This is a genomic window from Leptolyngbya sp. BC1307, from assembly GCF_002286735.1.
Lineage (GTDB): Bacteria > Cyanobacteriota > Cyanobacteriia > Phormidesmidales > Phormidesmidaceae > Phormidesmis.
Window position 1 is genome coordinate 107,350 of sequence record NZ_NRTA01000007.1, and the last position, 21,153, is coordinate 128,502.

The 21,153-nt window shown below is 52.9% G+C and carries 21 protein-coding genes; 16 read left to right on the forward strand and 5 right to left on the reverse strand.

Annotation, left to right across the window (positions count from 1 at the left end; all coding sequences use genetic code 11):
• Positions 1-577: 577 nt before the first annotated feature.
• Positions 578-1,123, reverse strand: coding sequence for a 5-(carboxyamino)imidazole ribonucleotide mutase (purE, locus tag CKL79_RS06450; protein WP_121968762.1), 546 nt, complete (start codon positions 1,121-1,123; stop codon positions 578-580).
• Between the two features lie 25 nt (positions 1,124-1,148).
• Between purE and nagA the strand changes: the two genes are divergently transcribed.
• The 10 genes from nagA (at position 1,149) to CKL79_RS06500 (ending at position 8,442) form a co-directional block, all read left to right on the forward strand.
• The gene (gene nagA / locus CKL79_RS06455; protein WP_121968763.1) at positions 1,149-2,318 is read left to right on the forward strand and encodes an N-acetylglucosamine-6-phosphate deacetylase; all 1,170 of its coding nucleotides are present in this window, start codon (positions 1,149-1,151) and stop codon (positions 2,316-2,318) included.
• A gap of 43 nt (positions 2,319-2,361) precedes the next feature.
• On the forward strand, positions 2,362-2,679 hold the full coding sequence (locus CKL79_RS06460; RefSeq protein WP_121968764.1) for a DUF29 domain-containing protein: 318 nt from the start codon (positions 2,362-2,364) through the stop codon (positions 2,677-2,679).
• A gap of 88 nt (positions 2,680-2,767) precedes the next feature.
• Complete coding sequence (gene bchM / locus CKL79_RS06465; RefSeq protein ID WP_121968765.1) at positions 2,768-3,475, forward strand: magnesium protoporphyrin IX methyltransferase; 708 nt, start codon at positions 2,768-2,770, stop codon at positions 3,473-3,475.
• Positions 3,476-3,487: 12 nt separating this feature from the next.
• Positions 3,488-3,937: a hypothetical protein gene (locus CKL79_RS06470; protein ID WP_121968766.1), complete on the forward strand. Its 450-nt coding sequence runs from the start codon at positions 3,488-3,490 to the stop codon at positions 3,935-3,937.
• An 11-nt stretch (positions 3,938-3,948) separates the two neighbouring features.
• Positions 3,949-4,323, forward strand: coding sequence for a DUF423 domain-containing protein (locus tag CKL79_RS06475; protein ID WP_121968767.1), 375 nt, complete (start codon positions 3,949-3,951; stop codon positions 4,321-4,323).
• Between the two features lie 78 nt (positions 4,324-4,401).
• Entirely contained in the window at positions 4,402-5,199 is a 798-nt protein-coding gene (gene egtC / locus CKL79_RS06480) for an ergothioneine biosynthesis protein EgtC (protein WP_121968768.1), read from the forward strand.
• Positions 5,200-5,221: 22 nt separating this feature from the next.
• On the forward strand, positions 5,222-6,472 hold the full coding sequence (locus CKL79_RS06485) for an SUMF1/EgtB/PvdO family nonheme iron enzyme (protein WP_121968769.1): 1,251 nt from the start codon (positions 5,222-5,224) through the stop codon (positions 6,470-6,472).
• 79 nt (positions 6,473-6,551) lie between these two features.
• The gene (gene egtD, locus CKL79_RS06490) at positions 6,552-7,511 is read left to right on the forward strand and encodes an L-histidine N(alpha)-methyltransferase (RefSeq protein ID WP_346427050.1); all 960 of its coding nucleotides are present in this window, start codon (positions 6,552-6,554) and stop codon (positions 7,509-7,511) included.
• 186 nt (positions 7,512-7,697) lie between these two features.
• Complete coding sequence (locus CKL79_RS06495; protein WP_240518713.1) at positions 7,698-8,111, forward strand: nucleotidyltransferase domain-containing protein; 414 nt, start codon at positions 7,698-7,700, stop codon at positions 8,109-8,111.
• Complete coding sequence (locus CKL79_RS06500) at positions 8,098-8,442, forward strand: HepT-like ribonuclease domain-containing protein (RefSeq protein WP_121968772.1); 345 nt, start codon at positions 8,098-8,100, stop codon at positions 8,440-8,442. The genes CKL79_RS06495 and CKL79_RS06500 overlap by 14 nt, the downstream gene beginning before the upstream one ends.
• Positions 8,443-8,650: 208 nt before the next feature.
• On the opposite strand, the gene CKL79_RS06505 is transcribed toward CKL79_RS06500, so the two are convergent.
• Both CKL79_RS06505 and CKL79_RS06510 read right to left on the reverse strand, forming a co-directional pair.
• The gene (locus tag CKL79_RS06505) at positions 8,651-9,208 is read right to left on the reverse strand and encodes a thylakoid membrane photosystem I accumulation factor (protein WP_121968773.1); all 558 of its coding nucleotides are present in this window, start codon (positions 9,206-9,208) and stop codon (positions 8,651-8,653) included.
• Between the two features lie 23 nt (positions 9,209-9,231).
• Complete coding sequence (locus CKL79_RS06510) at positions 9,232-9,825, reverse strand: hypothetical protein (protein WP_121968774.1); 594 nt, start codon at positions 9,823-9,825, stop codon at positions 9,232-9,234.
• Between the two features lie 117 nt (positions 9,826-9,942).
• Here CKL79_RS06510 and ychF point away from each other — a divergent pair, with 117 nt between their 5' ends.
• From ychF to CKL79_RS06525, 3 genes are all read left to right on the forward strand, one after another.
• Positions 9,943-11,034 (forward strand): redox-regulated ATPase YchF, encoded by a 1,092-nt coding sequence (ychF, locus tag CKL79_RS06515; RefSeq protein WP_121968775.1) that lies wholly within the window; start codon positions 9,943-9,945, stop codon positions 11,032-11,034.
• Positions 11,035-11,171: 137 nt separating this feature from the next.
• Positions 11,172-12,005 (forward strand): GDSL-type esterase/lipase family protein, encoded by an 834-nt coding sequence (locus tag CKL79_RS06520; protein ID WP_240518715.1) that lies wholly within the window; start codon positions 11,172-11,174, stop codon positions 12,003-12,005.
• Between the two features lie 83 nt (positions 12,006-12,088).
• Complete coding sequence (locus CKL79_RS06525) at positions 12,089-13,309, forward strand: 4-hydroxy-3-methylbut-2-enyl diphosphate reductase (RefSeq protein WP_121968776.1); 1,221 nt, start codon at positions 12,089-12,091, stop codon at positions 13,307-13,309.
• A 132-nt stretch (positions 13,310-13,441) separates the two neighbouring features.
• Here the strand turns inward: CKL79_RS06525 and CKL79_RS06530 are convergent, their stop codons facing one another.
• Positions 13,442-14,974: an LCP family protein gene (locus CKL79_RS06530; protein WP_121968777.1), complete on the reverse strand. Its 1,533-nt coding sequence runs from the start codon at positions 14,972-14,974 to the stop codon at positions 13,442-13,444.
• 534 nt (positions 14,975-15,508) lie between these two features.
• Here CKL79_RS06530 and CKL79_RS06535 point away from each other — a divergent pair.
• Together CKL79_RS06535 and CKL79_RS06540 are read left to right on the forward strand one after the other, a co-directional pair.
• Positions 15,509-16,579, forward strand: coding sequence for a mannose-1-phosphate guanylyltransferase (locus CKL79_RS06535; protein WP_121968778.1), 1,071 nt, complete (start codon positions 15,509-15,511; stop codon positions 16,577-16,579).
• 160 nt (positions 16,580-16,739) lie between these two features.
• Positions 16,740-18,518 carry an ABC transporter ATP-binding protein gene (locus CKL79_RS06540; protein WP_121968810.1) on the forward strand — a complete coding sequence of 593 codons (1,779 nt, stop codon included), beginning with the start codon at positions 16,740-16,742 and terminating at the stop codon, positions 18,516-18,518.
• A 248-nt stretch (positions 18,519-18,766) separates the two neighbouring features.
• On the opposite strand, the gene CKL79_RS06545 is transcribed toward CKL79_RS06540, so the two are convergent.
• The gene (locus CKL79_RS06545) at positions 18,767-19,615 is read right to left on the reverse strand and encodes an SDR family oxidoreductase (protein ID WP_121968779.1); all 849 of its coding nucleotides are present in this window, start codon (positions 19,613-19,615) and stop codon (positions 18,767-18,769) included.
• 275 nt (positions 19,616-19,890) lie between these two features.
• Here CKL79_RS06545 and CKL79_RS06550 point away from each other — a divergent pair, with 275 nt between their 5' ends.
• Positions 19,891-21,093: a SpoIID/LytB domain-containing protein gene (locus CKL79_RS06550; RefSeq protein ID WP_121968780.1), complete on the forward strand. Its 1,203-nt coding sequence runs from the start codon at positions 19,891-19,893 to the stop codon at positions 21,091-21,093.
• Positions 21,094-21,153 lie beyond the last annotated feature (60 nt).

Sequence of the window (21,153 nt, forward strand, 5' to 3'; positions counted from 1 at the left end):
AGCCACTAGGGAGATGGATAAAAGCGACAGAAGATAGAAGCTTAAAACTTCAAGGCTTTGAGATATGGCCAGTTAAGAAAAGCAAAAGAAATAAGTCTCTAGCCTTGCTCCTTCGAGTGCTTTACCGCTGGTGCTCAAATTAATTGCCATTTAGGAAATGGATTTCTTGGCACCGTTTTAGATCCCTGTGAGCAGTCAAAGATTGGCGCTCACCCGTCATTCACCTGTCAAACTGATGGACTTCATTCCATCAATTCTGAGCAAGTCGTTCTGTATTCTTTGATACTTTTCGAGTAGGAGTGGGTACACTTGACGTTCTTTTTCAAGCCAGTTATCGAAAAAGTATGCAATTGTCTCTGTTTTGTCCGGTTGCAGTCGGCTTCGTATCGTGGCTGCAACATTGAGTTTTCTTAATTTGAGCCGGTTTTTATGTCATCTGAATAATAGGAATAAAGTTCGCTATTATCGTTGGCCGCTATGATTGTTCGCGGCAGGTTTTGCTGCCGTTGTCTCCATCCGTGTAGCTACAAACGTCTAGCTATAAACGTGTAGCTACAAAGAGGCAGTAGAGACCAGCTCAGGTATTGATCATGTGCTTGAGATATTGGCGGGCTCCGAGAGCGGTGAGCTGGCTTTGCTTATCGCTAACCAGGGTTTTGAGCTGCTGGCGATAGGTGAGCACTTTATCTAAGAGGTCGCTATCGTAGGCGGCCAGCATTTGCACGGCTAGCAGTCCCGCGTTTTTAGCATTGCCGATGGCGACGGTGGCAACTGGAATGCCGCTGGGCATTTGTACAATAGAGTAAAGCGAATCTACGCCAGAGAGGGTGCTGGTTTTAACAGGGACACCAATCACTGGCAGGGGGGTAATGGCTGCGACCATGCCGGGCAAGTGAGCGGCCCCCCCAGCACCTGCAATAATGACTTTAAGTCCGCGAGTGTGAGCCGTTTCGGCGTAGGTGACCATCCGCTGTGGCGTGCGGTGGGCCGAGACAATAGCGACTTCATGGGGAATGCCAAATTCTTCGCAGATGGCGATCGCCCCCATCATCGTCGGCAGGTCTGAGTCGCTACCCATAATGATCCCAACCTCAACCGCTGTGTCTGCCTGTGGAGTTGCCATAACCTCAGTTCACTTTTAAGAATTCATGTCTGATAGTACTGTCATTCTCAACGCTCGCCTGCCCCAACAGCCGGGTCTGTATCAGATTGTGATGGTCGGCAACTTAGTGCAGTCGATTCAGCCGATGGCAGCGGCTCAGCATAGGACGGCTCAGACACTGGATGTAGCGGGCGACTGGATTTCTCCAGGCGTGGTAGATCTGCAAATTAACGGGGCGCTAGGGCTGGCTTTCCCCGATATGAGAGCGGCGCACTACGAAAAGCTGCAGTCTATTTGCAAATTGCTCTGGCAGCAGGGTGTGGATGGGTTTTGCCCGACTTTGGTGACCACTTCTCTAGAGAATTTTCACGGTAGTTTGGCGGCGATCGCTCGATTCAAACAGCAATCGTCAGATTCAGGCAGCGCCAAGATTCTGGGCGTTCATTTAGAAGGCCCGTTTCTCAACCCGGCCAAGCGAGGGGCTCACCCTATAGAATATTTGCAGCCGCCCTCATTAGAGGCGGTCAAGGCGCTGATCGGCGAGTTTGCAGAGAGCGTCAAGATAATCACGCTTGCCCCTGAGCTAGCGGCAGATGAGGGTGTGGTTGAGTGGCTGGGCGATCACCAGATCACCGTCAGCCTGGGACATTCTCGCGCGACTGCCGAGCAAGCCAACCGCGCTTTTGCTCAGGGCGCGACAATGGTCACCCATGCTTTTAACGCAATGCCGGGCCTACATCACCGAGAACCGGGTTTACTAGGGGCAGCCCTTACCGATCCTCGGGTATTTTGTGGCTTCATTGCCGATGGTGAGCATATCTGCCCGACTATGCTTGACTGGCTGGTGCGCTCAGGCCGGGGCAGCTTGGATGCGCCGATGGGCGGTCTGTTTTTAGTCAGCGATGCGCTCTCTCCTCTGGGTCTGCCCGATGGCACTTATTCCTGGGACACTCGCCAGATTGCGGTGGTTAGCGGCACGGCGCGTTTGGCCGATGGCACACTAGCCGGGACGACGCTGCCGCTGATAGAGGGGGCTAAGAACTTAGTGAAGTGGGGGATTTGTAGTGTGGATGAGGCGATCGCGCTAGTCGCCCAAGTCCCTCGCCAAGCCCTCAGGATGCCCGCTCTTTCCCCTGGAAGTCCAGCCCAACTATTGCGCTGGCATCACGATCAGACAACCCAGCAGCTTATCTGGCAGCGGCTGAATTTGGCCTGAAGAAAACTAAGATGGCATTATCTTATGACCCGGCAAAGCAATTGTGAAAAAGTCATCCCTGTATGAAACTGATTTCTACGCTTGGACTCAAGAACAGGCTGAGCTAATTGCTTTAGGACGGTGGAGTAACAGCTGGCGCGGCACTATTCGCGAGCAGCGAAAGCAAATCAACCTTTTGCTCAAAGACAGCCCTAGTCTTAAGCCCTATTTGCAGGAAGCTTTGCCAGACGCCTATGAGTTAGGCACGGCTCTCGCCATGAAAGAAACGCAGCTAGCAGAAGAGACCTTCTCAGAAAACTGTCCCTATTTACTAGCAGACATCTTAGAAACGAACTTTTTCCCGACTGCTAGACCTGAGTAGTCGTTAATATGCTTCATAGCCTGCGCCGAAACGTACTAGAATCTTTACCACATGGGCTTTCACACCAGTATCTATAGATTTCTCGGCTATGACCAACTCGACCCTCGACGACAAGACGATAGTTCGTGACTATTTCAACGCGACGGGGTTTGATCGTTGGCAGCGCATCTACGGTGATGGTGAAGTCAACAAGGTGCAGGCCAACATTCGCACGGGCCACCAAAAGACGATTGATAATGTGCTGGAATGGTTTGCTGAAGAGGGCGACCTCTCTGCCATGACCGTCTGTGACGCAGGCTGCGGCGTCGGCAGTTTGAGCATTCCCCTGGCGAAGATGGGGGCGCAGGTCTTTGCCAGCGACATCTCAGAAAAAATGGTTGATGAGGCCAAAAGGCGAGCTGGGGACGAATTAGGGGATCTGAGCACAGAAAAAATGCCTCAGTTTCAGGCGCTAGATCTAGAGAAAATTGAGGGCAGCTATCATACGGTCGTCTGCTTGGATGTGCTGATTCACTACCCGCAGGACAAAGCGGATGACATGATTAAGCATCTCAGTTCGCTGGCGACTGACCGAGTGATTTTGAGCTTTGCGCCAAAGACCTGCTTTTATGCCACGCTCAAGAAGGTGGGTGACTTTTTCCCTGGCCCTAGCAAAGCGACCCGCGCCTATTTACATAGAGAGTCGGATGTTGTGAAGGCGTTAGAAGCAAATGGCTGGACGATTGAGCGGCGATCGCTGAACAAAGCTCCCTTTTACTTTTCTCGCCTGTTAGAAGCTACTCGTACTCAGGGTTAACCCGCCAAGCACATGATGACTGCTGCAAAATATACGGCTGGCGTTGGGCTCTCTACCTTTGGTCTGTTGCTAGGTTTCCTTTGCGTGGGGAGAGCGGTAGAGACCGCTTTGGCCCCAGATGCCACTCGTCTCAACAAGCGAGAAACGATGACAGTGGGGTTATCGGTGGGCATTCCGGTTACCTTAGGGGCGCTGTGGCTGTTTATAGATTTAGAGCGGGGATCGCAGGAGCGGCTCCGTCAGCGCCAGCTAGCCCATTCTCAGCGGCTACAGTCGCTTTTTTACAAGGTGCTCAAAGCCAACAGCGGCAGAATTAACCCGATTCAGTTCGCTATGCTCGGTGAAATTTCTCTGATTGAAGCTCAGATCTGTCTAGACGCCTGGGCTGGCCCGCTAAATGCCACTTCTCAAGTCGATGAGACGGGTGTGGTGATGTACTGCTTCGATCTCTCGGAAACTTAGCCTGGTGACTTATGGCTCGCTTGTTTTTTGCTGTTGCTGCGTTTTTGGGAGCCCTCTCGGTGGCAGGCGGCGCTTTTGGAGCCCACGCACTAAAAGGTCAGCTCACAGAAAATGCCCTAAACAGCTTTGAAACCGGCATTCGCTATCAGATGTATCATGCGCTGGCGCTGCTGGTGGTCGCGCTACTGCTCAAACAAAATCCTGAGGTGACTGTGCTGGTGATCGCAGGCGGGTGCTTCATTGCCGGCATCGTCCTCTTCTCAGGCAGTCTGTACGGCTTGAGCCTGGCGGGAATCAAAGCCTTTGGCCCAGTCACGCCATTAGGCGGCGTCGCTTTTATTGCCGGTTGGGTTTGCCTGATGCTAGCGAGCGCCAAAGCTTTCTAAGTAAGCTTTCTAAGTATGGACCTCACACGTTATTCGCTGCGTAGGGCAAAATAAGAAGGCTTTTGCTCCTGAAAAACTATGTGTCGAATTTTGGGCTACTTAGGCGCGAGAATCTCGCTCGACCAGCTCATCTTTAAGCCAGATCACTCCATGCTCGTTCAGAGCTATCAGCCGCGCGAGCTGAAATCTGCCATTCTCAACGGTGATGGCTTTGGCCTGGGCTGGTATGGCGACGACCCAGCTACAATGCCGCCATTTCTCTATCGCAATACGCTGCCGCTGTGGAACGATCAAAACTTGCCTGACCTGTGCCGCTACGCGCAAACAAGCAGCCTGGTTGTCAATTTGCGCAGCGCTAGCGCCAGGATGCCTGTCGATATGAGCAACTGTCAGCCGTTCTCTCACCGGCAGATTTTGTTTTCTCATAACGGTTTAATCGAAAACTTTCGGCAGACGCTTTATCGCCCCATTCGTGAAATGCTGTGTGATGTGGCATACAACAGCATCTATGGCTTGACCGATTCAGAACATATTTTTGCTTTGCTAGTTCACTACCTGGAGACGCAGCCTGGCATCGACTTAGCGGAGGCACTTTTGCAAACTATTCAGCAAATCGCGCAGATGGCTAACATAGCCGGTGTACATGTCTCTGCCAATATTGTTTTAAGTACAGGGCGGCGGCTGGTGGCGCTACGTTTTGACAACCAGCAAAAAGCGCCCTCTTTTTATCTACTCAAAGATTCGCTGCGCTTCCCCAATTCTGTCATTCTTGCCTCCGAACCGCTGTTTGAAGACGATTGGCAGCCGTATCCTCAGTCTGCACTCATGAGTATCGGAGCAAATTTGGATATTCAAACCTACGCGACCGTCGCGTGAAGTCGCTTTTAACGCTTTCATAATGTCTCTTCAATGTACTGGCTCTCGATCTTCACCGGCAGTCTCTCTTCGCGCTTATTTTCAACAGGCCCTAGCTGATTGTCGTCAGTTGACCCTGAACTTGGTTGCTGACGTTCAGCCTGAACTTCTCAAGCGACAGGCCCATGCGGACTTCAGCCCGGTTAGTTGGCATCTGGGACATATTGCCTATACCGAATCGCTCTGGACGGCGGAGCATTTGGCAGATCGCGCTGGTCATGCGAACTATCTACGGCTGTTTGCGGCGGATGGATTGCCGAAAGCGGAGCGGGAGAACCTACCGGATTTGTTGGAGATTTTGGCTTATTTGGGGGAAGTGCGATCGCAAACTCTCAAAGCTCTATCTACCACCGATCTGCTAGCCTACGCCTCGCTCTGGCACTGGCTGCTCCAGCACGAGAGCCAGCATGCCGAGACCATGGCCATGGTGCTGGCGCTACATCGACTTGAAGAAGCGAGTATTCTTGGGCGATCGCCTCAGTCGCCACCTCCGGACAGCGATATGGTCTACGTCAGCGGTGGTGAGTCAGTTCAGGGCAGCAATCTACCAGCGGCAATTGATAACGAACGCCCGGCTCACTCAGTATCGCTAGCTGGGTACTGGATTGATCGCACCCCTGTGACTTGCGAACAATACCGCCAGTTTATTGAAGCAGGTGGCTATCAGCAGGCTCAATGGTGGACGCCTGAAGGCTGGCAGTGGCAGCAGGCCGCCCAGGTTAAAGCGCCGCTCTATTGGACAAATGCCAGTACTTTTGACCAGCATCCAGTCTGTGGTGTGAGCTGGTACGAGGCCGAGGCCTATGCTCGATTTGTCGGTAAACGGCTGCCCACCGAAGCAGAGTGGGCTAAAGCTGCTGGGTGGGATGCGCTCATTGGCCAGTCTCGCCTCTACCCTTGGGGCGATTCGCTCCGGGACGAATGTAATTATGGTCAGCAAACCGGCGCGACCACCCAGGTTGGTCAGTTTGTTCACACCAGTCCCTATGGCTGCAAAGACATGCTAGGCAACGTTTGGGAATGGACCGACACCTGGTTTGCTGGCTACCCCGGTTTCAGACCGTTTCCCTATGCGGGCTATTCTCAGGTGTATTTTGATCAGGCGCATCGGGTGCTGCGCGGCGGCAGTTGGGCGACCCCGCGTTGGGCTTTGCGCAACAGCTTTCGCAACTGGTATCATCCGCATCGGCGAGAAGCGTTTGCGGGCTTTCGCTGTGCGGCCAAAGAACGATAGTGCTAAAAGTTAGGAGAACGTTTTGACAGGTATTCTCAAGGTCGATAGTCAGCGGCTTACAGTTCACGATTTAAGCGATATTGAGAATAGATCGGATGCTGTAGACGGGCAGGACGTGATTGAGGGGCTCTCGTCTCAGCCTAAGTTTCTGCCACCCAAGTACTTTTACGACCAGCGGGGGTCGCAGCTATTCGACCAGATCTGCGAATTGCCAGAGTATTACCCAACGCGGACCGAGACGGCAATTTTGAAAGAATTTGGGGGAGCGATCGCCCAAACCACCGGCCCCTGTGAAATCGTCGAACTCGGCAGCGGTAGCGCCACCAAAACCCGATTTTTACTTAATGCCTATCAGTCGGCAGGCCATCCGCTACGCTATCTACCGATTGACGTGAGCGAGACAGCATTGGTTGAGAGTTCCAAGCAGCTGCTTCTAGAGTATTCAGCTCTGACCATACACGGCCTGATCAGCACTTATGAACCCGCCCTGGCAAAGCTGCCCGCTGCGCAGCTACCTGCCCGGATGATCTGCTTCATCGGCAGCACTATCGGCAATCTTCAGCCGCATGAATACAGTGCATTTCTTGATCGGATGGCGCGATCGCTCAGGCCCAAAGACTATTTTCTACTGGGAATAGACCTGCAAAAAGAAGTCTCTGTTTTAGAAGCTGCCTACAACGACAGTCGGGGCATCACCGCCGCCTTTAATCTCAACATGCTGCGTCATCTCAACTATCGTTTTGACGGTGATTTTGACGTTGACTGCTTTGCCCATGTCGCCTGCTACAACCAGGAGAGCCATCAGATAGAGATGCACCTGGAGAGCCTGAAAGCGCAGACCGTCCAGCTAAAAGCGTTGGGACTCACCGTCCGTTTTGCCTCGGGTGAGCGGCTGCTCAGCGAAATCTCCCGAAAGTTTGACTTGGAGAAAACAGCGCAGACATTAGCAGCCCGTCATCTACCGGTGGTCACAACCTTTACTGATCAAAACCGCTGGTTCGGGCTTTTGCTCTGTCAGCGATCGCCTGACCGTTGCTAGAAATAATCGGGCAATCCCACAAATGGCAGTCTGCTAATGTTGGGCTGTGTATTTTCTCTGATGAGATTTTATAAGGAAGGCAAGCATCAGCGATATCATGAGCAAGTCAGAAATAGGTTAGTTCAAGAGGGCCTAATGGCAGTTAAGAAGGCGCTAGAGGATATTACCGATCCCCTATGAGTAGAAGTGCTGGACTATCTTCGCTATCCGAAGTTTAGACAAGCAGAGAACGCTGCCGAAGGACGAAAAGGGATGGTGACGCAGGAAACGAAGACAGGATTTCATCAATGCAAGACGGCGATCGCCCTACCTGAAGCTGCGATTATTGAATTTTGCGAGCGCTGGAAAATCAAAGAATTCTACCTATTCGGCTCAGTGCTGCGGGACGATTTTCACGCTAGTAGCGATGTCGATATCATGGTGCAGTTTGCTCCCGATACTCGTTGGGGATTTGAAATTGTGGACATGAAAGAGGCCTTAGAGACAATATTCGAGCGCAAAGTAGATTTTTTGACGAAAGCCTCCATAGAAGAAAGCCGCAACTGGATTCGGCGAAAAGAAATTTTAGGGACAGCAAAACTGATCTATGCTGCGGGATGATGCTTCACTATTAGACGTTCAAATAGCGGGGGAAAAGGTTTTGTCTTTTGCAGACGGACTTGACCTAAAGGAACTAGAAGCAGATGAAATGAGAATGTCTGCAATTATTTACCAAATTATTATCATTGGCGAAGCCACAAGCCGGCTCTCAGATGAGATTAAAGATGAGCATCCAGAAGTCCCTTGGCTCAAAATGCTGGGCATGCGCAATATCTTGGCCCATCAGTACGACCGGGTAAACTTTAAGACCCTTTGGAATGTCATCCATCAAAGCATTCCTGAAATGCTAGAAAAGATTGAGCCGCTATTGCCTCAAAAGGAGTCGGGATGACCAGATTGGCGTCTTCGATTGACGTTACTGAATCTGGGTTGGTCCATGTAGCATTGGTTACTTTGCTGAGGTCCATCACACCGGCTGAAAGCCTTATGTTACAACGGACAAAGTGAATAGCGGTTTCCGAATGTACCCGAGAACCGCTATAAACAGCCTTACAGTAGCCGCCGGATGAGGCCCATACGGAGCTAAAGTCAGAAAGCTTTTACTCCGGCACCAGCTCAGTATTGACTTCATTAAACGAACGGCGGCGCAGCGCTACCGATTCTTCCCGAGGCAGCAGGTCAAACAGCACTCGCAGCTGGTCATCAATCGCTTCGTAAGCGACCTGCCCGACTTCATTGAGCACTACCTCCCCTTCAGCATCGAATATAACTGTCTGGGGCACTGCCCCTTTAAAGTAGTAACCCGCCTCGTTCTTGGCATAGCTATCTTTCACCGGAATTGAGTCTGCTGCTACCGGCACAAAAACAGCCGCCCGACCATAGGGCGCTTGTAGCTGAGACACCACAGAAGCAAACCGCTTGCTATCGCGGCTGTCATCCACGTAGAAAAATAACAATGTCGGCTTGTCTTGCTTAAGCGACTGAGCCAAATTAAACCGGGGCGGCACAATCGAGCCGTTGCCCGCATACAGCGCAAAAATATTGCCATCGTAATTGTCATCGTCTAGCCCTGCCCAAGCAGGCGGGGCCCACAGCCCTACAGCCGTCAACAATACTGCCAGCATCAGAGCTAGCCTACGAAAAAGTTGAACCCGCATGAACTTTCACTTCCTTAATTTGACTACGATTCCGTTTTGCGAAAGCTCAGAGCGATCGCCTTGAGCGTTTCTTCATTTTCCTCGTAGCCGTTTTCTGTCGTCCAGCCTACGACTTGATAATAATTATCGGCCCCTTTGATGGTGGTATGTAAATACACAACCGGCACGCCACCTACCCGGCCTCGAATCTCATACTGAACAGCTGGCATCCCATCAATAGATGAGGTTCCCAGTCGGTTTTCTCCCTCGTAGTCGTCTAGCTCTGAGCGAATTAGCCGTCGATACTGAGTCGCATTATCTTCCAAATCAAACTGACTTAGCACCGCTGCGCGCTCAGAGAGGACACTCGCATATAAATCTCTCGAAGGGTAGACTGCGTAAATGTCGGCGGTTTTGCGCAGCCCCTCTCTGGCAACTCTCCAGCCGTCGGGCACGGTGATCTGAGCGCCCGTTGCAGTGTTCTCTAAATCTGTCGGGCCGGTGGCAATTTGCTCCTCGCTGGGCGTCTCTTGGGCGTCTCTGCCTCCAAAAAACATGCAACCGCTGAGCCCGGTCGCTAGCAGCAAAAAGAGCATCAGACCTTTGGTGAGGTTACTGGCAAGTCGATTTGGGCGCATCGTTTTGACGAGTACCTGACAAATTTAGCCAAAGTGTAGCAGGTGATGGGGTAGGGAAATATTCCCTATTCCCTTTATGCTGGGTGAAGTAATAGAAACCAGGCTGATTTTACTCCTATGCTCAGAGCCGGAATTGTGGGGCTGCCCAACGTTGGAAAATCTACGTTATTTAATGCAGTCGTGGCCAATGCGAAGGCTCAGGCTGCAAATTTTCCCTTTTGCACCATTGAGCCGAATGTTGGCATAGTGGCGGTGCCAGATGCTCGGCTTCAGGCGTTAGCGACCATTTCTAGCTCTAAAGAGATCCTGCCAGCACGGGTGGAGTTTGTCGATATTGCTGGGCTGGTGCAAGGGGCTAGTCAGGGCGAGGGGCTGGGCAATCAGTTTTTGGCTAATATTCGCGAAGTCGATGCGATTATTCACGTTGTGCGCTGTTTTGAAAACGATGACATCATCCACGTTTCGGGCTCTATTGGGCCGCTGCGCGATATCGAAGTCATCAATCTAGAGCTAGCGCTCTCCGACCTGTCTCAACTCGATAAGCGCATAGAGCGGATCCGTAAACAGGCGCGTAACAGTAAAGAGGCCCAGGCCGAATTAGAAGTGCTAGAAAAGCTGCAGCCTGTGCTAGATGAAGGCAGAGCTGCCCGCCAGGTGACTTTAGAAGAAGACGAAGAGCTGCTGATTAAGCCGCTAGGTCTGCTCACTCGCAAGCCGGTGATTTACGCAGCTAACGTCTCAGAAGATGACTTGGCTGATGGTAACCATTGGGTAGACGCAGTCCGCACTCATGCCGAAGGTGAAGCTGCTCAGGTCGTAGTAGTGTCCGCGCAGGTAGAGGCAGAGCTATTGGAGATTCCAGCAGCGGAGCGGGCCGACTTTTTAGAGGCGCTGGGCGTCAGTGAGGGAGGATTACAGTCTCTCATTCGCGCTACTTATGATCTTTTGGGGCTGCGGACTTACTTTACGACTGGCCCTGAAGAGACCCGTGCTTGGACGATTAAATCGGGCATGCTCGCGCCTCAGGCAGCTGGCGTTATTCATACCGATTTTGAGCGGGGCTTTATCCGCGCTGAGACGGTCGGCTACGAAGACCTGGTGACGTCGGGTTCGATGGCGGCAGCGAAGGAAAAAGGTCTGGTACGCAGCGAAGGTAAGGAATATACCGTTAAAGAAGGCGATGTGATGCTTTTCCGGTTTAACGTATAGCGGCTGCGAAGGGTATTCTACGCTGCTGTGCTGCTGCGTATTCGTACGGAACCTTGAGTTATGGACTAGGCAGGAAGAGCAGATCCGATTAAAATCTGTCCAGTCAGCACTGCCGTCTCTTATTTCTGAGTTCTCCTGTGGTTAAGTGGTTTATCAAAATTCCCAGCTGGGCGGCTCTTTCCCTCATGATGAATGGGCTGTTGTTTGGCAGTTTGCTATCGGTTTGGCAGGAGCAAACGGCTCCCGCTGAGCGGTTGGTAAGTGAGCCACTGGTCAATGCTTCGGTGACGGATGCGGCTATTACCGACATGGTGATGGAGTTGCCTCGTCCTGCTGGCGGGCGCAAGCTCAGCTATCAGCAGTGGATAGATGTCTTAGCGCAAGAAGCTCGGTCTATGGTCGCTAAGCGTCCTGAGCATCTAACGGTGTTGCTGGGTGATTCTTTAAGCCTGTGGTTTCCCGGTGAGCTAATGCCGGGCCGTCGGGTCTGGATCAACCAGAGCATTTCGGGCGAAAAAACTCAGGGAGTGCTAGACCGTCTGGATTTGCTAAAAGACAATGATGTCGAAGCCATTTTCGTCATGATCGGTATTAACGATCTGATCTGGGGCAAGACGGATGAGGAGATTGTGGCGAACTATCAGAAGATCGTGCTGCGGCTGAAAGAAGATCACCCTAAAGCGCAAATTGTGGTGCAGTCAATTTTGCCGCACGGCGGTGAAAATTCTACTTGGGAAAGTCGAGATAAGCTGCTGGCGCTGCAGGGCGATCGCATTGTCGCTCTCAACGACACGCTGAAGACAATCGCGGCTGAAAACAACGCCTACTATCTGGATCTCTACCCAATTTTTGTCACGGGCGACGGCAATCTCAGAGACGATCTCACGACCGATGGCCTGCACCTTAATCGTCAGGGCTACCTGGTCTGGCGTAGTGCGATCGCACTCTATGCTCAGCTAGAACTCCAGTAACCGCCCCCACTGACCGCCGACCATCTAAAACCGCCGACCATCTAAAGTAGACTAGCTATGTAGTAATTGTCATCGCTAGCTCTATGGATACCAAAGCCTTCAAGCGCGCCCTCAATCACTCGGAAAACTATTATCGCAATCAGGGCTTTGGCCAAAAAGAAGACGTGGCCGGGGAGATGCGATCGCAGTACGAAAGCAGCCTCATCCAAACCCTTAGAGCCAGCCACAATCAGATGGTACAGGGCGATGTCACCATTCACCTGGCCGAATCCTTTGGCTTTTGCTGGGGCGTAGAGCGAGCAGTCGCAATGGCTTACGAGGCGAGGCAGCACTTTCCCAACCAGCGCATCTGGATCACCAACGAAATTATTCACAACCCGGAAGTTAACCAGCAGCTCAAAGCCATGTCGGTGCAATTTATTGAACTGACTGACGGTGTTAAAGACTTTTCTGGCGTAGCGTCAGGCGACGTGGTGATTTTGCCTGCCTTTGGCGCTAGCGTGCAAGAAATGAAGTATCTTCACGATCTTGGCTGCACCATTGTGGACACGACCTGCCCGTGGGTATCCAAAGTATGGAACACCGTAGAAAAGCACAAGAAAAAAGAATTCACCTCAATTATCCACGGCAAATACAAGCATGAAGAAACCGTTGCGACCAGCTCTTTTGCCGGGACGTACCTGGTCGTGCTTAGCCTGGCAGAAGCTGAGTATGTCAGTGACTACATCCTGAACGGGGGCAGCCGCGATGAATTCCTCGCCAAATTTGCCAACGCCCACTCCGCCGGGTTTGACCCTGACACCGACCTGGATGCGATCGGCATCGCTAACCAAACCACCATGCTCAAAGGCGAGACCGAGCAAATCGGCAAACTCTTTGAGCGCACCATGCTGAAAAAGTACGGCCCGCTCGAACTCAACGACCACTTTCACAGCTTCAACACCATCTGCGATGCCACCCAGGAGCGACAAGACGCCATGTTCAGCTTGGTCGATGCTGATATTGATCTGATGGTCGTGATTGGTGGCTTCAACTCATCCAATACCACTCACCTCCAGGAAATTGCCGTAGAGCGCGATATCCCTTCATTCCACGTCGACAGCGCTGTTCGTATCGGGCCGGGCAACCGCATTGAGCACATGCCGCTTAACAGCGATGAACTCACGGTGGATACAGACTGGCTGCCCGCTGGCAAAATCTCAGTCGGTATTACTTCAGGAGCCTCTACACCAGACAAAGCCGTCCAAGAGGTGATCGAAAGAATCTTTGCGATTAAAGCTGCCGTGCCAGCAGCAGTCAGCTAAGCAGTTTTGGGCTGGGCTGATAGCGATCAGTAAGGGCTCACTGGGGCTGCAAACAGCAAAACCCAACAGCAGGCCAGCCCTAGCGCTATTCCTACCGACATCAGACTCATCATCTTTACAGCTTCTCTAGATTTATTGAGGGCTGTCATCGGGCAACTGCTCCCGGTCGGGGTCTGTTTGCATCAGCCAATCTTCCCCCACGCGAATGGTAATGTCAGAATCGAGATCGCCGGTAGAGTCAGAGACAACCTGTCCTACATCAAGCGTACTCTGAATAGCCCGGGCACTGCCAAGGTCACCTCGCTGAGCAACGATCGCCGTTTGACGATCTACATCCGACCAGTCACGCATGACATACACATTATAAAAGCCCTGGTCTCGCAGGTATTCAGCCATTGAGTAGCTGGCCTGCTGGTCATCGGTGGCGTTTTGTACCGCGATGCGGAGTCCGCTCAGGTCTCTATCTGAGGGGGATTCGTAGTAGTTGATGCCGCTGCTGCTGGCATCGGCAACCAGTTCGGATGGCTGCGTGTCAAAGTAAGTGCGCATCAGACCGCTGCTGGCCGTCTGGTCAGCTATCCAGTAGCTAGCCGTATACTCCTCTGGAGAACTAAACCGCCCGGGCAGCATCACCATGTGTAGATTTTGACTATCCAAGTCGAGGCTAAATCCAGCGAGAGCCAGCATTTCTTCTGGCGATAGGTTCGTGTCAATATGACGCTGAAGCATGCGAACGATCTGCGGTAGCTTAGTAATCACGGTGGGATTGGTCAGCCGCTGGCGCAAAGCCTTGATCAAGATCTGCTGTCGCTGCACCCGGCCAATATCACCGTAGGAATCCTGACGAAAGCGGGCAAACTGCTCTGCTTCGGCGCCATTGAGCGTTTGCTGGCCCTGCTCAAGATCGATCAGCAGCCCCTGGGTTTTGTCCTCGTAGTACATCGGTTGGGGCACCAGCACTTCAACGCCGCCCACCAAATCGACAATTTCTCTGAAAGCGCCCGTACTAACTCGCACGTAGCGGTCAATTTTGACATCTTCAAAATTGTGCATAACGGTCTGTGCCGCTAGCTCAGCGCCCCCTTCAAAGTTGGCCTGGTTGATTTTCTCAGTGCCGTAGCCAGGAATTTCTACGCGGGTATCGCGGGGAATCGACAGCACGTTGACCGTTTTTTTCTCAGGATTGACGCGAACTAATAGCATCGTATCGGTGCGACCTACCAGGTCGTCAGGTTTAGCGCCGTCGACATCGTGGGCTTCATCGAGCCCCATGACCAGAATATTGACCGGACGAGAGACCTGATAGCGAAAGCCCGAGCGCCACAGATCGGCTAAGGGCGGTGTAACTGTTTCGCCTCTGACCTGGCGCGGCAGCGGAAAGGTAAGGACAGCGATCGCTCCTAATCCAGCTGCGGCCAGCGCCGTAGAGCCAAACACTGCCGCCCAAAGTGCGCCCTGTAAAATCTTACGCAAATGAAATCGCCGTGCGGCGGGCTTACTACCTTGGACACTGGCTTGGAGAACACTGGGGGCAACGGGCGGCGGGGCAGTAGCAGGGTCTAGATCCGGTTTGAGATCTTGATTAGCTAAGTCAGCATCTGTTGAAAGGGCCGATGGTGCTTCAGCGGGAGGAGTGGCCTCTTGATCGTGGGGCTGAATAGTCATGCGGGGCCACAGGCCGGGTAAAGGTTGACAATCTTGGGTGTGGCTGCTTCGGGCTGGGAGCTTAGCACTAACACCATCTCAAGTTATGAACTTAGCAAAGGTTGACTGCCCAATTGGCTATCTATAAGACAGATGTGCGCTTAAATTTGCCTATTCTCGATAAATAATCTTTATCAAAGGCGGTGAGTTTTGCAACTTTTGGTGAACGCTCTAATCCGGAAAAGTATGGGCCCGGCTAAATTCGGATAATCGAGTACTCAACTCAACCTTCACAACTCAACCTGCTGGCCGCTGGGAAACTAACCCCCTCAGCTCGACTAAGCGATCATGATTGAGCGATCATGGGCCCGATTCACCTCACTTGCAGGAATCTATCTCTCAAACAACAGCAAAACAATAAATCCGGAAAACTAAAAAAAGTTTGCAAGATTCATAAAGGTGTATTTTGTTAATCAATTGTTAAGGCATTATAGCTTGTGACCTACGCCTCAGCGGGTAGGATAAACCGGAATCTTTGATAGGGCAGTGTACGGTATGCCGCGTTTTATCCCGATAATTTTGGCTGGTGGTAAAGGTGAGCGCTTTTGGCCAGTGAGCCGGCTGCAGCGCCCTAAGCAGTTTCTGTGCTTGGATGGGGGCGATCGCTCTCTCCTACAGGCCACAGCTGACCGACTGCTGCCCCTAGCCGACTGGGATTCGCTGTTTGTGATTACGGCGGCGCATTTAGCGGAGGGCGTTCGTCAGCAGCTGCCAGATATTCCTGATGCCAATATTCTGGTCGAACCGCAGGGGCGAGATACGGCTCCGGCAGTGGCCTGGGCAACGCTAGAAATTGCCAAGCGCTACGGCGATGAGGCGATCTGTGGCTTTTTCCCAGCCGACCACTACATCACTGACCAAGCCCGCTACTGCGATACGCTGCGAGCGGCGGCGGATTTGGCGGTGAGTCAGGGGGCGATCGCCACGCTTGGCATCAACCCCACGTTCCCGTCTACCGGCTATGGCTACATTGAGCAAGGCCCAACTGCTGGCAGCTTTAGCGCAGGCTGCGTTACCGACCTGAGCGCTTATAAAGTCAGCCGCTTTACCGAAAAGCCTGACAAAGCCACCGCTGAAGACTTTCTGCGCAGCGGCAACTATAGCTGGAATAGCGGCATCTTTATCTTTCCTGCCGCCGTCATGATCGGTGAGCTAAAAGACCATGCGCCCGCCATGACCAGCGCTTTGATGGAAAAAGGCGCAGACGCCTACGCGACGTTAGAAAAGCTCAGCATTGACTACGCCGTGATGGAAAAAACCGACCGTGCCTACGTCATGCCCGCTGACTTCGGCTGGGACGACTTAGGCGATTGGAACGCGATCGAGCGACTGATGAAAGGCGATGCTGACAACGTGGAGCTGTGTCAGCACATGGGCATAGAAACTACAGGCAGTATTCTCTACAGCGCTGATCCGGACGAGGTGATTGTCACTATCGGCCTAGAAGATGTCGTGGTCGTGCGCGATGGCAATGCTACCTTGATTGTCAAAAAAGACCGTACTCAAGAAATCAAGCAGGCTGTAAAGTCGCTAGGGGCAGAAGAAAAGTTCAAGCATTTGCTGTAGATCATCGTCAATGCTGGTTGCTACGCAGTTATCTGGGCGAAAACGTTACGCTAATAGAAGCACTTCTGCTTTATATCAGGCTTCTTTTTAGCATTTGGTTACCTCTAGACTGACGGGCCTTGTCCAAAAGGCTACCCGCTCCCTGGCGATTTTCAAAAATATGCCCCGGTTAATTCGACTGGTGTGGTCGGTCACGCCGGGGGCGCTGCTGCTCAGTATTGGGCTGACGCTGACCAGTTCGCTGATACCGGCGACGCAGATCTATATCAGTAAGCTGATTGTAGATCGGGTGGTGGAATTGGTGAACGAGGGGGCGGCGATCGCCCTTATGATCCAATCTCTGCTGCCCTTAGTGGCCGCTGGCTTTGGCTTTTTGCTCTTGCAGGCGATTTTGCAGCAGCTCGATGGCTATATCACGCAGGTGATGAGCGATCGCTTTTTGCTCTTTGCCAATACTCAGCTTTTACAGCAGGCCACCCGTTTAGACCTGGCCCACTACGAATCACCCGAGTTCCACGACATTCTAGAGCGTGCTCAGCAGAGCGGCAGTAACTACCCAATGCGGGTGCTGCGGCTACTGCTCAATTTGCTGGGTCAGGTCACCCGTCTGGCAGGTCTATTGGCGCTGCTGCTACGGTTTAATCCACTGGTGTTTGTTTTGCTGCTGCTGAGCGCCCTGCCGACCTTTTGGGTGGGCGTGCGGTTTTCTTCGCGGCGCTTTTGGATGACCCGCCGCCAGACGCCTAGCCGCAGATTAGCTGATTACTTCGGCAAAATCTTGACCGAGCCTGCCTACGTCAAAGAAGTTCGCCTATTTAACCTGGGCGGCTACTTAGTTGGCCAATACCACACCATTCGCGCTGAGTTTAATCAGGAATCGCAAGTGTTAGCCAGGCGGCAAGGGCTCGCGCAAGTCACGTTAGAAATCATCTCAGCGGTCGGCTTCTATGGTGCTTACGCGCTGGTGCTGTGGGAAACTATTCGCGGCCTGGTCACCATTGGTGATTTGACGCTATACGCAGGTACTTTCCAGCAGGCGCAGACGGCGACCGCAGGTATCTTGACGACCATCGCCACGCTCTATGAGTTCAATCTATACGTTTCTCAATATTTTGAATTTTTAGACCTTTCCCCTCAGGTCATCAGTCCTCGCCGATCCAAACCTTTCCCCGTTCCTATTCGTCAGGGATTAGTCTTGCAAGACGTTTACTTCACCTATCCGGGCAGCGACACACCGACGCTAAAAAATATCAACCTAACCGTTGGCCCGCAAGAGTGCATTGCCTTAGTTGGGCTGAATGGCTCTGGTAAAACCACGCTGCTCAAGTTGCTCACTCGCCTGTACGACATCGACCGGGGGCTGATTGCGATTGATGATGTGTCGCTGAGCGCGTTTGAGCTAGGGGATCTGCGGCGTAACATCGGCGTGCTCTTTCAAGATTTTGCCCGCTACGCGCTCACGGCTAAAGACAATATTGGCTTCGGTAATTTGCCCAGCCGCGCGGATGACGCCCAGGTTGAGCAGGCGGCGATCGCTGCTGGGGCTACTGATGTCATCACCGGACTAGTCGGCGGCTACGATACCGTGTTGGGCAAAATGTTCACGGGCGGCGTCGATCTCTCCGGCGGGCAGTGGCAAAAGATTGGCCTGGCCCGGGCCTTTATGTCGGCAGCGCAGGTGCTGATTTTAGATGAGCCGACGGCGGCAGTAGATGCGATCGCTGAGCATGACCTGTTTGAGCGCTTCCGGCAGCTCACTCAGGGCAAAATGACCTTCCTCGTCAGCCATCGCTTTTCGACCGTGCGCATGGCTGACCGCATCGTCGTGTTAGAAAATGGCGAAATCGTCGAAACCGGCACCCACGAGCAGCTAATGGCCCACCCAGGCCGCTACGAAGAGATGTTTCGCCTGCAGGCTGAAAGCTATACGACCGCCTGAGCCATAGCCGGTCTCAAAACCTAGCCGTGACTCTGAAAAGTCTATACCTGCCGGTCAATTTGACACTTTTATTGTGCCTAAGTGGGGCGGTTTATAGCTAGGATTGGAAAGGCAACTTTATTACTGTACATTGACGATGGATATCCGGTTTAAGCTTTGGCTCGGCGTTTTTGGCTCTCTGCTGCTGCTGTGGGTAGGGGTCAATTTTTTGGTGTGACGCACCTGCGATTGATCAGATTGATCAGCGTTTAGGCCGTCGCAAAGAGTGCTGGCCAGTCAATTTCAGCAGGGCGATCGCCTTTATTAACAATCTCAAACGCCTTGTTTTTAGCGGCTGCACTCTCCAAACAGGCAACGCAGGCGGCGGCCACATCAATCCGACTGGTCTGGCCGTTGAGCGTATCGCCCGTAGCGACCTTTACGTCCAGCTTACCCTCAGTACTGGCCTGCACCAGCGTATTAAAATCTCGTGAAGTATAAGGCCCATCGGTGAGCTGGCCCGGGCGAATGATGGTGTAGGGTAGCCCTGACCGTAGAATGGCCGTTTCACCCTTCAGCTTGGCATCTAAAACGCCAAAAGCATTGAGCAGCGTATAAGGAAACTGATCGCGCCGGGCAACCCCGCAAGACGAGACAAATACAAACCGCTGCAAGTCAGCAGGCGCAGCCTGTACCAAGTTGCTCACACCAATAGCGTCTACGGCTTCTGGCGAATTGCGAGCGTGGGTATTGCGAAACTCTGCATCCACGTAAATTTTGGCCCAGTTAGCCGCCTGCTCTAGCGGATTGATCCCCATGTCCACCTGAAAGTCCCATCGGTTAGAGGGCAGCGCCGTCGTCCCGGTCGCGCAAATCAGATGGGTAATGCCTGCGGTCGCGGCGCTCAAGGTTTCGGGCTGACGAATGTCTCCAACGGCAATTTCTACCCGACCGGCAAACATCGCTTGGGCTTTGTCTTCGCTGCGAGTCAGTACCCGCACTGGGTAACCTGCTGTCAGCAGTTGGGCCACCGCTAGCTGGCCGACGCCGCCCGTTGCTCCCGCTACAAGCACCCGAGCGTTTTTTTGGTCTGAGGGGGTATCCTGCGAGGCAGTCATTCTATTATCCGTACATCATCTGAGGGTGGCCTTCGTTAATTTAACGCTAATAGCGCTTAAGATCTCCCAAGAACAGGTAGCACCCTAGCTCATTCGTAACTGTCAGGATTTTGTTTAAAGCTCGTTGAAAGAATGGCTAATGCAGATACGCGCACGGCCTTTAGCTCGTTAGAATCGGTTTAGCTTGATTTGTGGACTTCAGCCGATCAGGTAGCCGCTCTCTGCCCCTATCAGCCTCGCTCTATCCGGCAAAAATCTACCGCCCTCGCTAACTTATGCTCAAGCAGCCCCTCCTCAAGTGGACCTTTAACAAGAAGTTTAGTCAGCATCTAAAATCGTGGATTGCGACTATACCGACGAACAAAGTAGCTGCTGTCTTAGGCATCGCAGCCGCCGGTACAGGAATTGGCCTCACCCAAATAGCGCCGTCATCGCTACAGGCGGCCTTGCTGCCCAAAGGGGCGATCGCCAACCGACCTCTCAGCTACCCGAACGACCCAGCCGCCGAAACTTTCCTTAATACCCGGGACCTGTTTTTAACCAACCAAATCTTTTATCGCAAAGCAGAAGCTCTCGCTCAGGTGCCGCTTGCGGCTGCTAGTTTGTCTCCGACAGCGGAGCAGGCTGATGCAAAAGCTGATCAGGCCAGCAGTGACGCTGCTAAGGCGGCGAGTCAGGCAGAACAGGTGACAGCCGCAGCGCCGCCTGCCCCGAAAGTGGCACCTGCGCCGTTTACGGGGGCGACGGTTGACAGCGTATTAGAGATGCGAGTAGCGGTTGCTAAAGATGTAGAGGCGATCGCCTTTGCGACTTCAGATAGCGGCGTGGTCACTGATCTCGATGGCAACGTGCTCAAGTCGCTCACTGCGGGGTCTGCCTCCTTAGCAGAGATTGGCAATGGCATTGTGGTCGATGGCGCGGCGATGCCCACGGCCTTTTGGGTTTACCCCGAAAATGGCGGCTATGTGGCGATTGGCGATAGCTGGTATCGGGGGCGGGTGCTGGTGGCTTTGCGCGATCGCGGTCTGATTGCTGTCAACTATGTGCTCTTAGGCGACTATCTCTACAGCGTCGTCGGCAGCGAAATGTCTGCTAGCTGGTCACTCGAAGCGCTCAAAGCTCAAGCAATAGCCGCCCGCTCCTACGCCCTCACGCACAACATTCGCCCGGCCAGCGAAGCCTATTTTGATTTAGACAACACGCCGCGCTTTCAGGCTTACACCGGCATTGCTCGCGAAGCTAACACCACTCAGGCAGCTGTGCAGGCAACCGCTGGCGAATTCATCAGTCATCAGGGCGGCATTGTCGAATCGCTGTATGCGGCTTCTCAGGCGATCGTTGACGACGCTCACAGCGGTAGCGGCATGAGCCAGCTTGGGGCCCGAGACATGGCCGACCAGGGCTACAGCTATATGGAAATTTTGGGCCACTACTATCCGGGGACGGCTCTTGGTCGGTTAGAGACGGACGGGGAATAGGCTGCGGGGCGATCGCATCTGTCAGATATTCCAATAATTTACGAACGCAGATAAATTGCG

Bases quoted from the DNA above. Each gene is read 5' to 3' on its own strand.
- purE (WP_121968762.1), bottom strand. From the start codon at position 1,123: ATGGCAACTCCACAGGCAGACACAGCGGTTGAGGTTGGGATCATTATG.
- nagA (WP_121968763.1), top strand. From the start codon at position 1,149: ATGTCTGATAGTACTGTCATTCTCAACGCTCGCCTGCCCCAACAGCCG.
- bchM (WP_121968765.1), top strand. From the start codon at position 2,768: ATGACCAACTCGACCCTCGACGACAAGACGATAGTTCGTGACTATTTC.
- CKL79_RS06470 (WP_121968766.1), top strand. From the start codon at position 3,488: ATGATGACTGCTGCAAAATATACGGCTGGCGTTGGGCTCTCTACCTTT.
- CKL79_RS06475 (WP_121968767.1), top strand. From the start codon at position 3,949: ATGGCTCGCTTGTTTTTTGCTGTTGCTGCGTTTTTGGGAGCCCTCTCG.
- egtC (WP_121968768.1), top strand. From the start codon at position 4,402: ATGTGTCGAATTTTGGGCTACTTAGGCGCGAGAATCTCGCTCGACCAG.
- CKL79_RS06485 (WP_121968769.1), top strand. From the start codon at position 5,222: ATGTCTCTTCAATGTACTGGCTCTCGATCTTCACCGGCAGTCTCTCTT.
- CKL79_RS06500 (WP_121968772.1), top strand. From the start codon at position 8,098: ATGCTGCGGGATGATGCTTCACTATTAGACGTTCAAATAGCGGGGGAA.
- CKL79_RS06505 (WP_121968773.1), bottom strand. From the start codon at position 9,208: ATGCGGGTTCAACTTTTTCGTAGGCTAGCTCTGATGCTGGCAGTATTG.
- CKL79_RS06510 (WP_121968774.1), bottom strand. From the start codon at position 9,825: ATGCGCCCAAATCGACTTGCCAGTAACCTCACCAAAGGTCTGATGCTC.
- ychF (WP_121968775.1), top strand. From the start codon at position 9,943: ATGCTCAGAGCCGGAATTGTGGGGCTGCCCAACGTTGGAAAATCTACG.
- CKL79_RS06525 (WP_121968776.1), top strand. From the start codon at position 12,089: ATGGATACCAAAGCCTTCAAGCGCGCCCTCAATCACTCGGAAAACTAT.
- CKL79_RS06530 (WP_121968777.1), bottom strand. From the start codon at position 14,974: ATGACTATTCAGCCCCACGATCAAGAGGCCACTCCTCCCGCTGAAGCA.
- CKL79_RS06535 (WP_121968778.1), top strand. From the start codon at position 15,509: ATGCCGCGTTTTATCCCGATAATTTTGGCTGGTGGTAAAGGTGAGCGC.
- CKL79_RS06540 (WP_121968810.1), top strand. From the start codon at position 16,740: ATGCCCCGGTTAATTCGACTGGTGTGGTCGGTCACGCCGGGGGCGCTG.
- CKL79_RS06545 (WP_121968779.1), bottom strand. From the start codon at position 19,615: ATGACTGCCTCGCAGGATACCCCCTCAGACCAAAAAAACGCTCGGGTG.
- CKL79_RS06550 (WP_121968780.1), top strand. From the start codon at position 19,891: ATGCTCAAGCAGCCCCTCCTCAAGTGGACCTTTAACAAGAAGTTTAGT.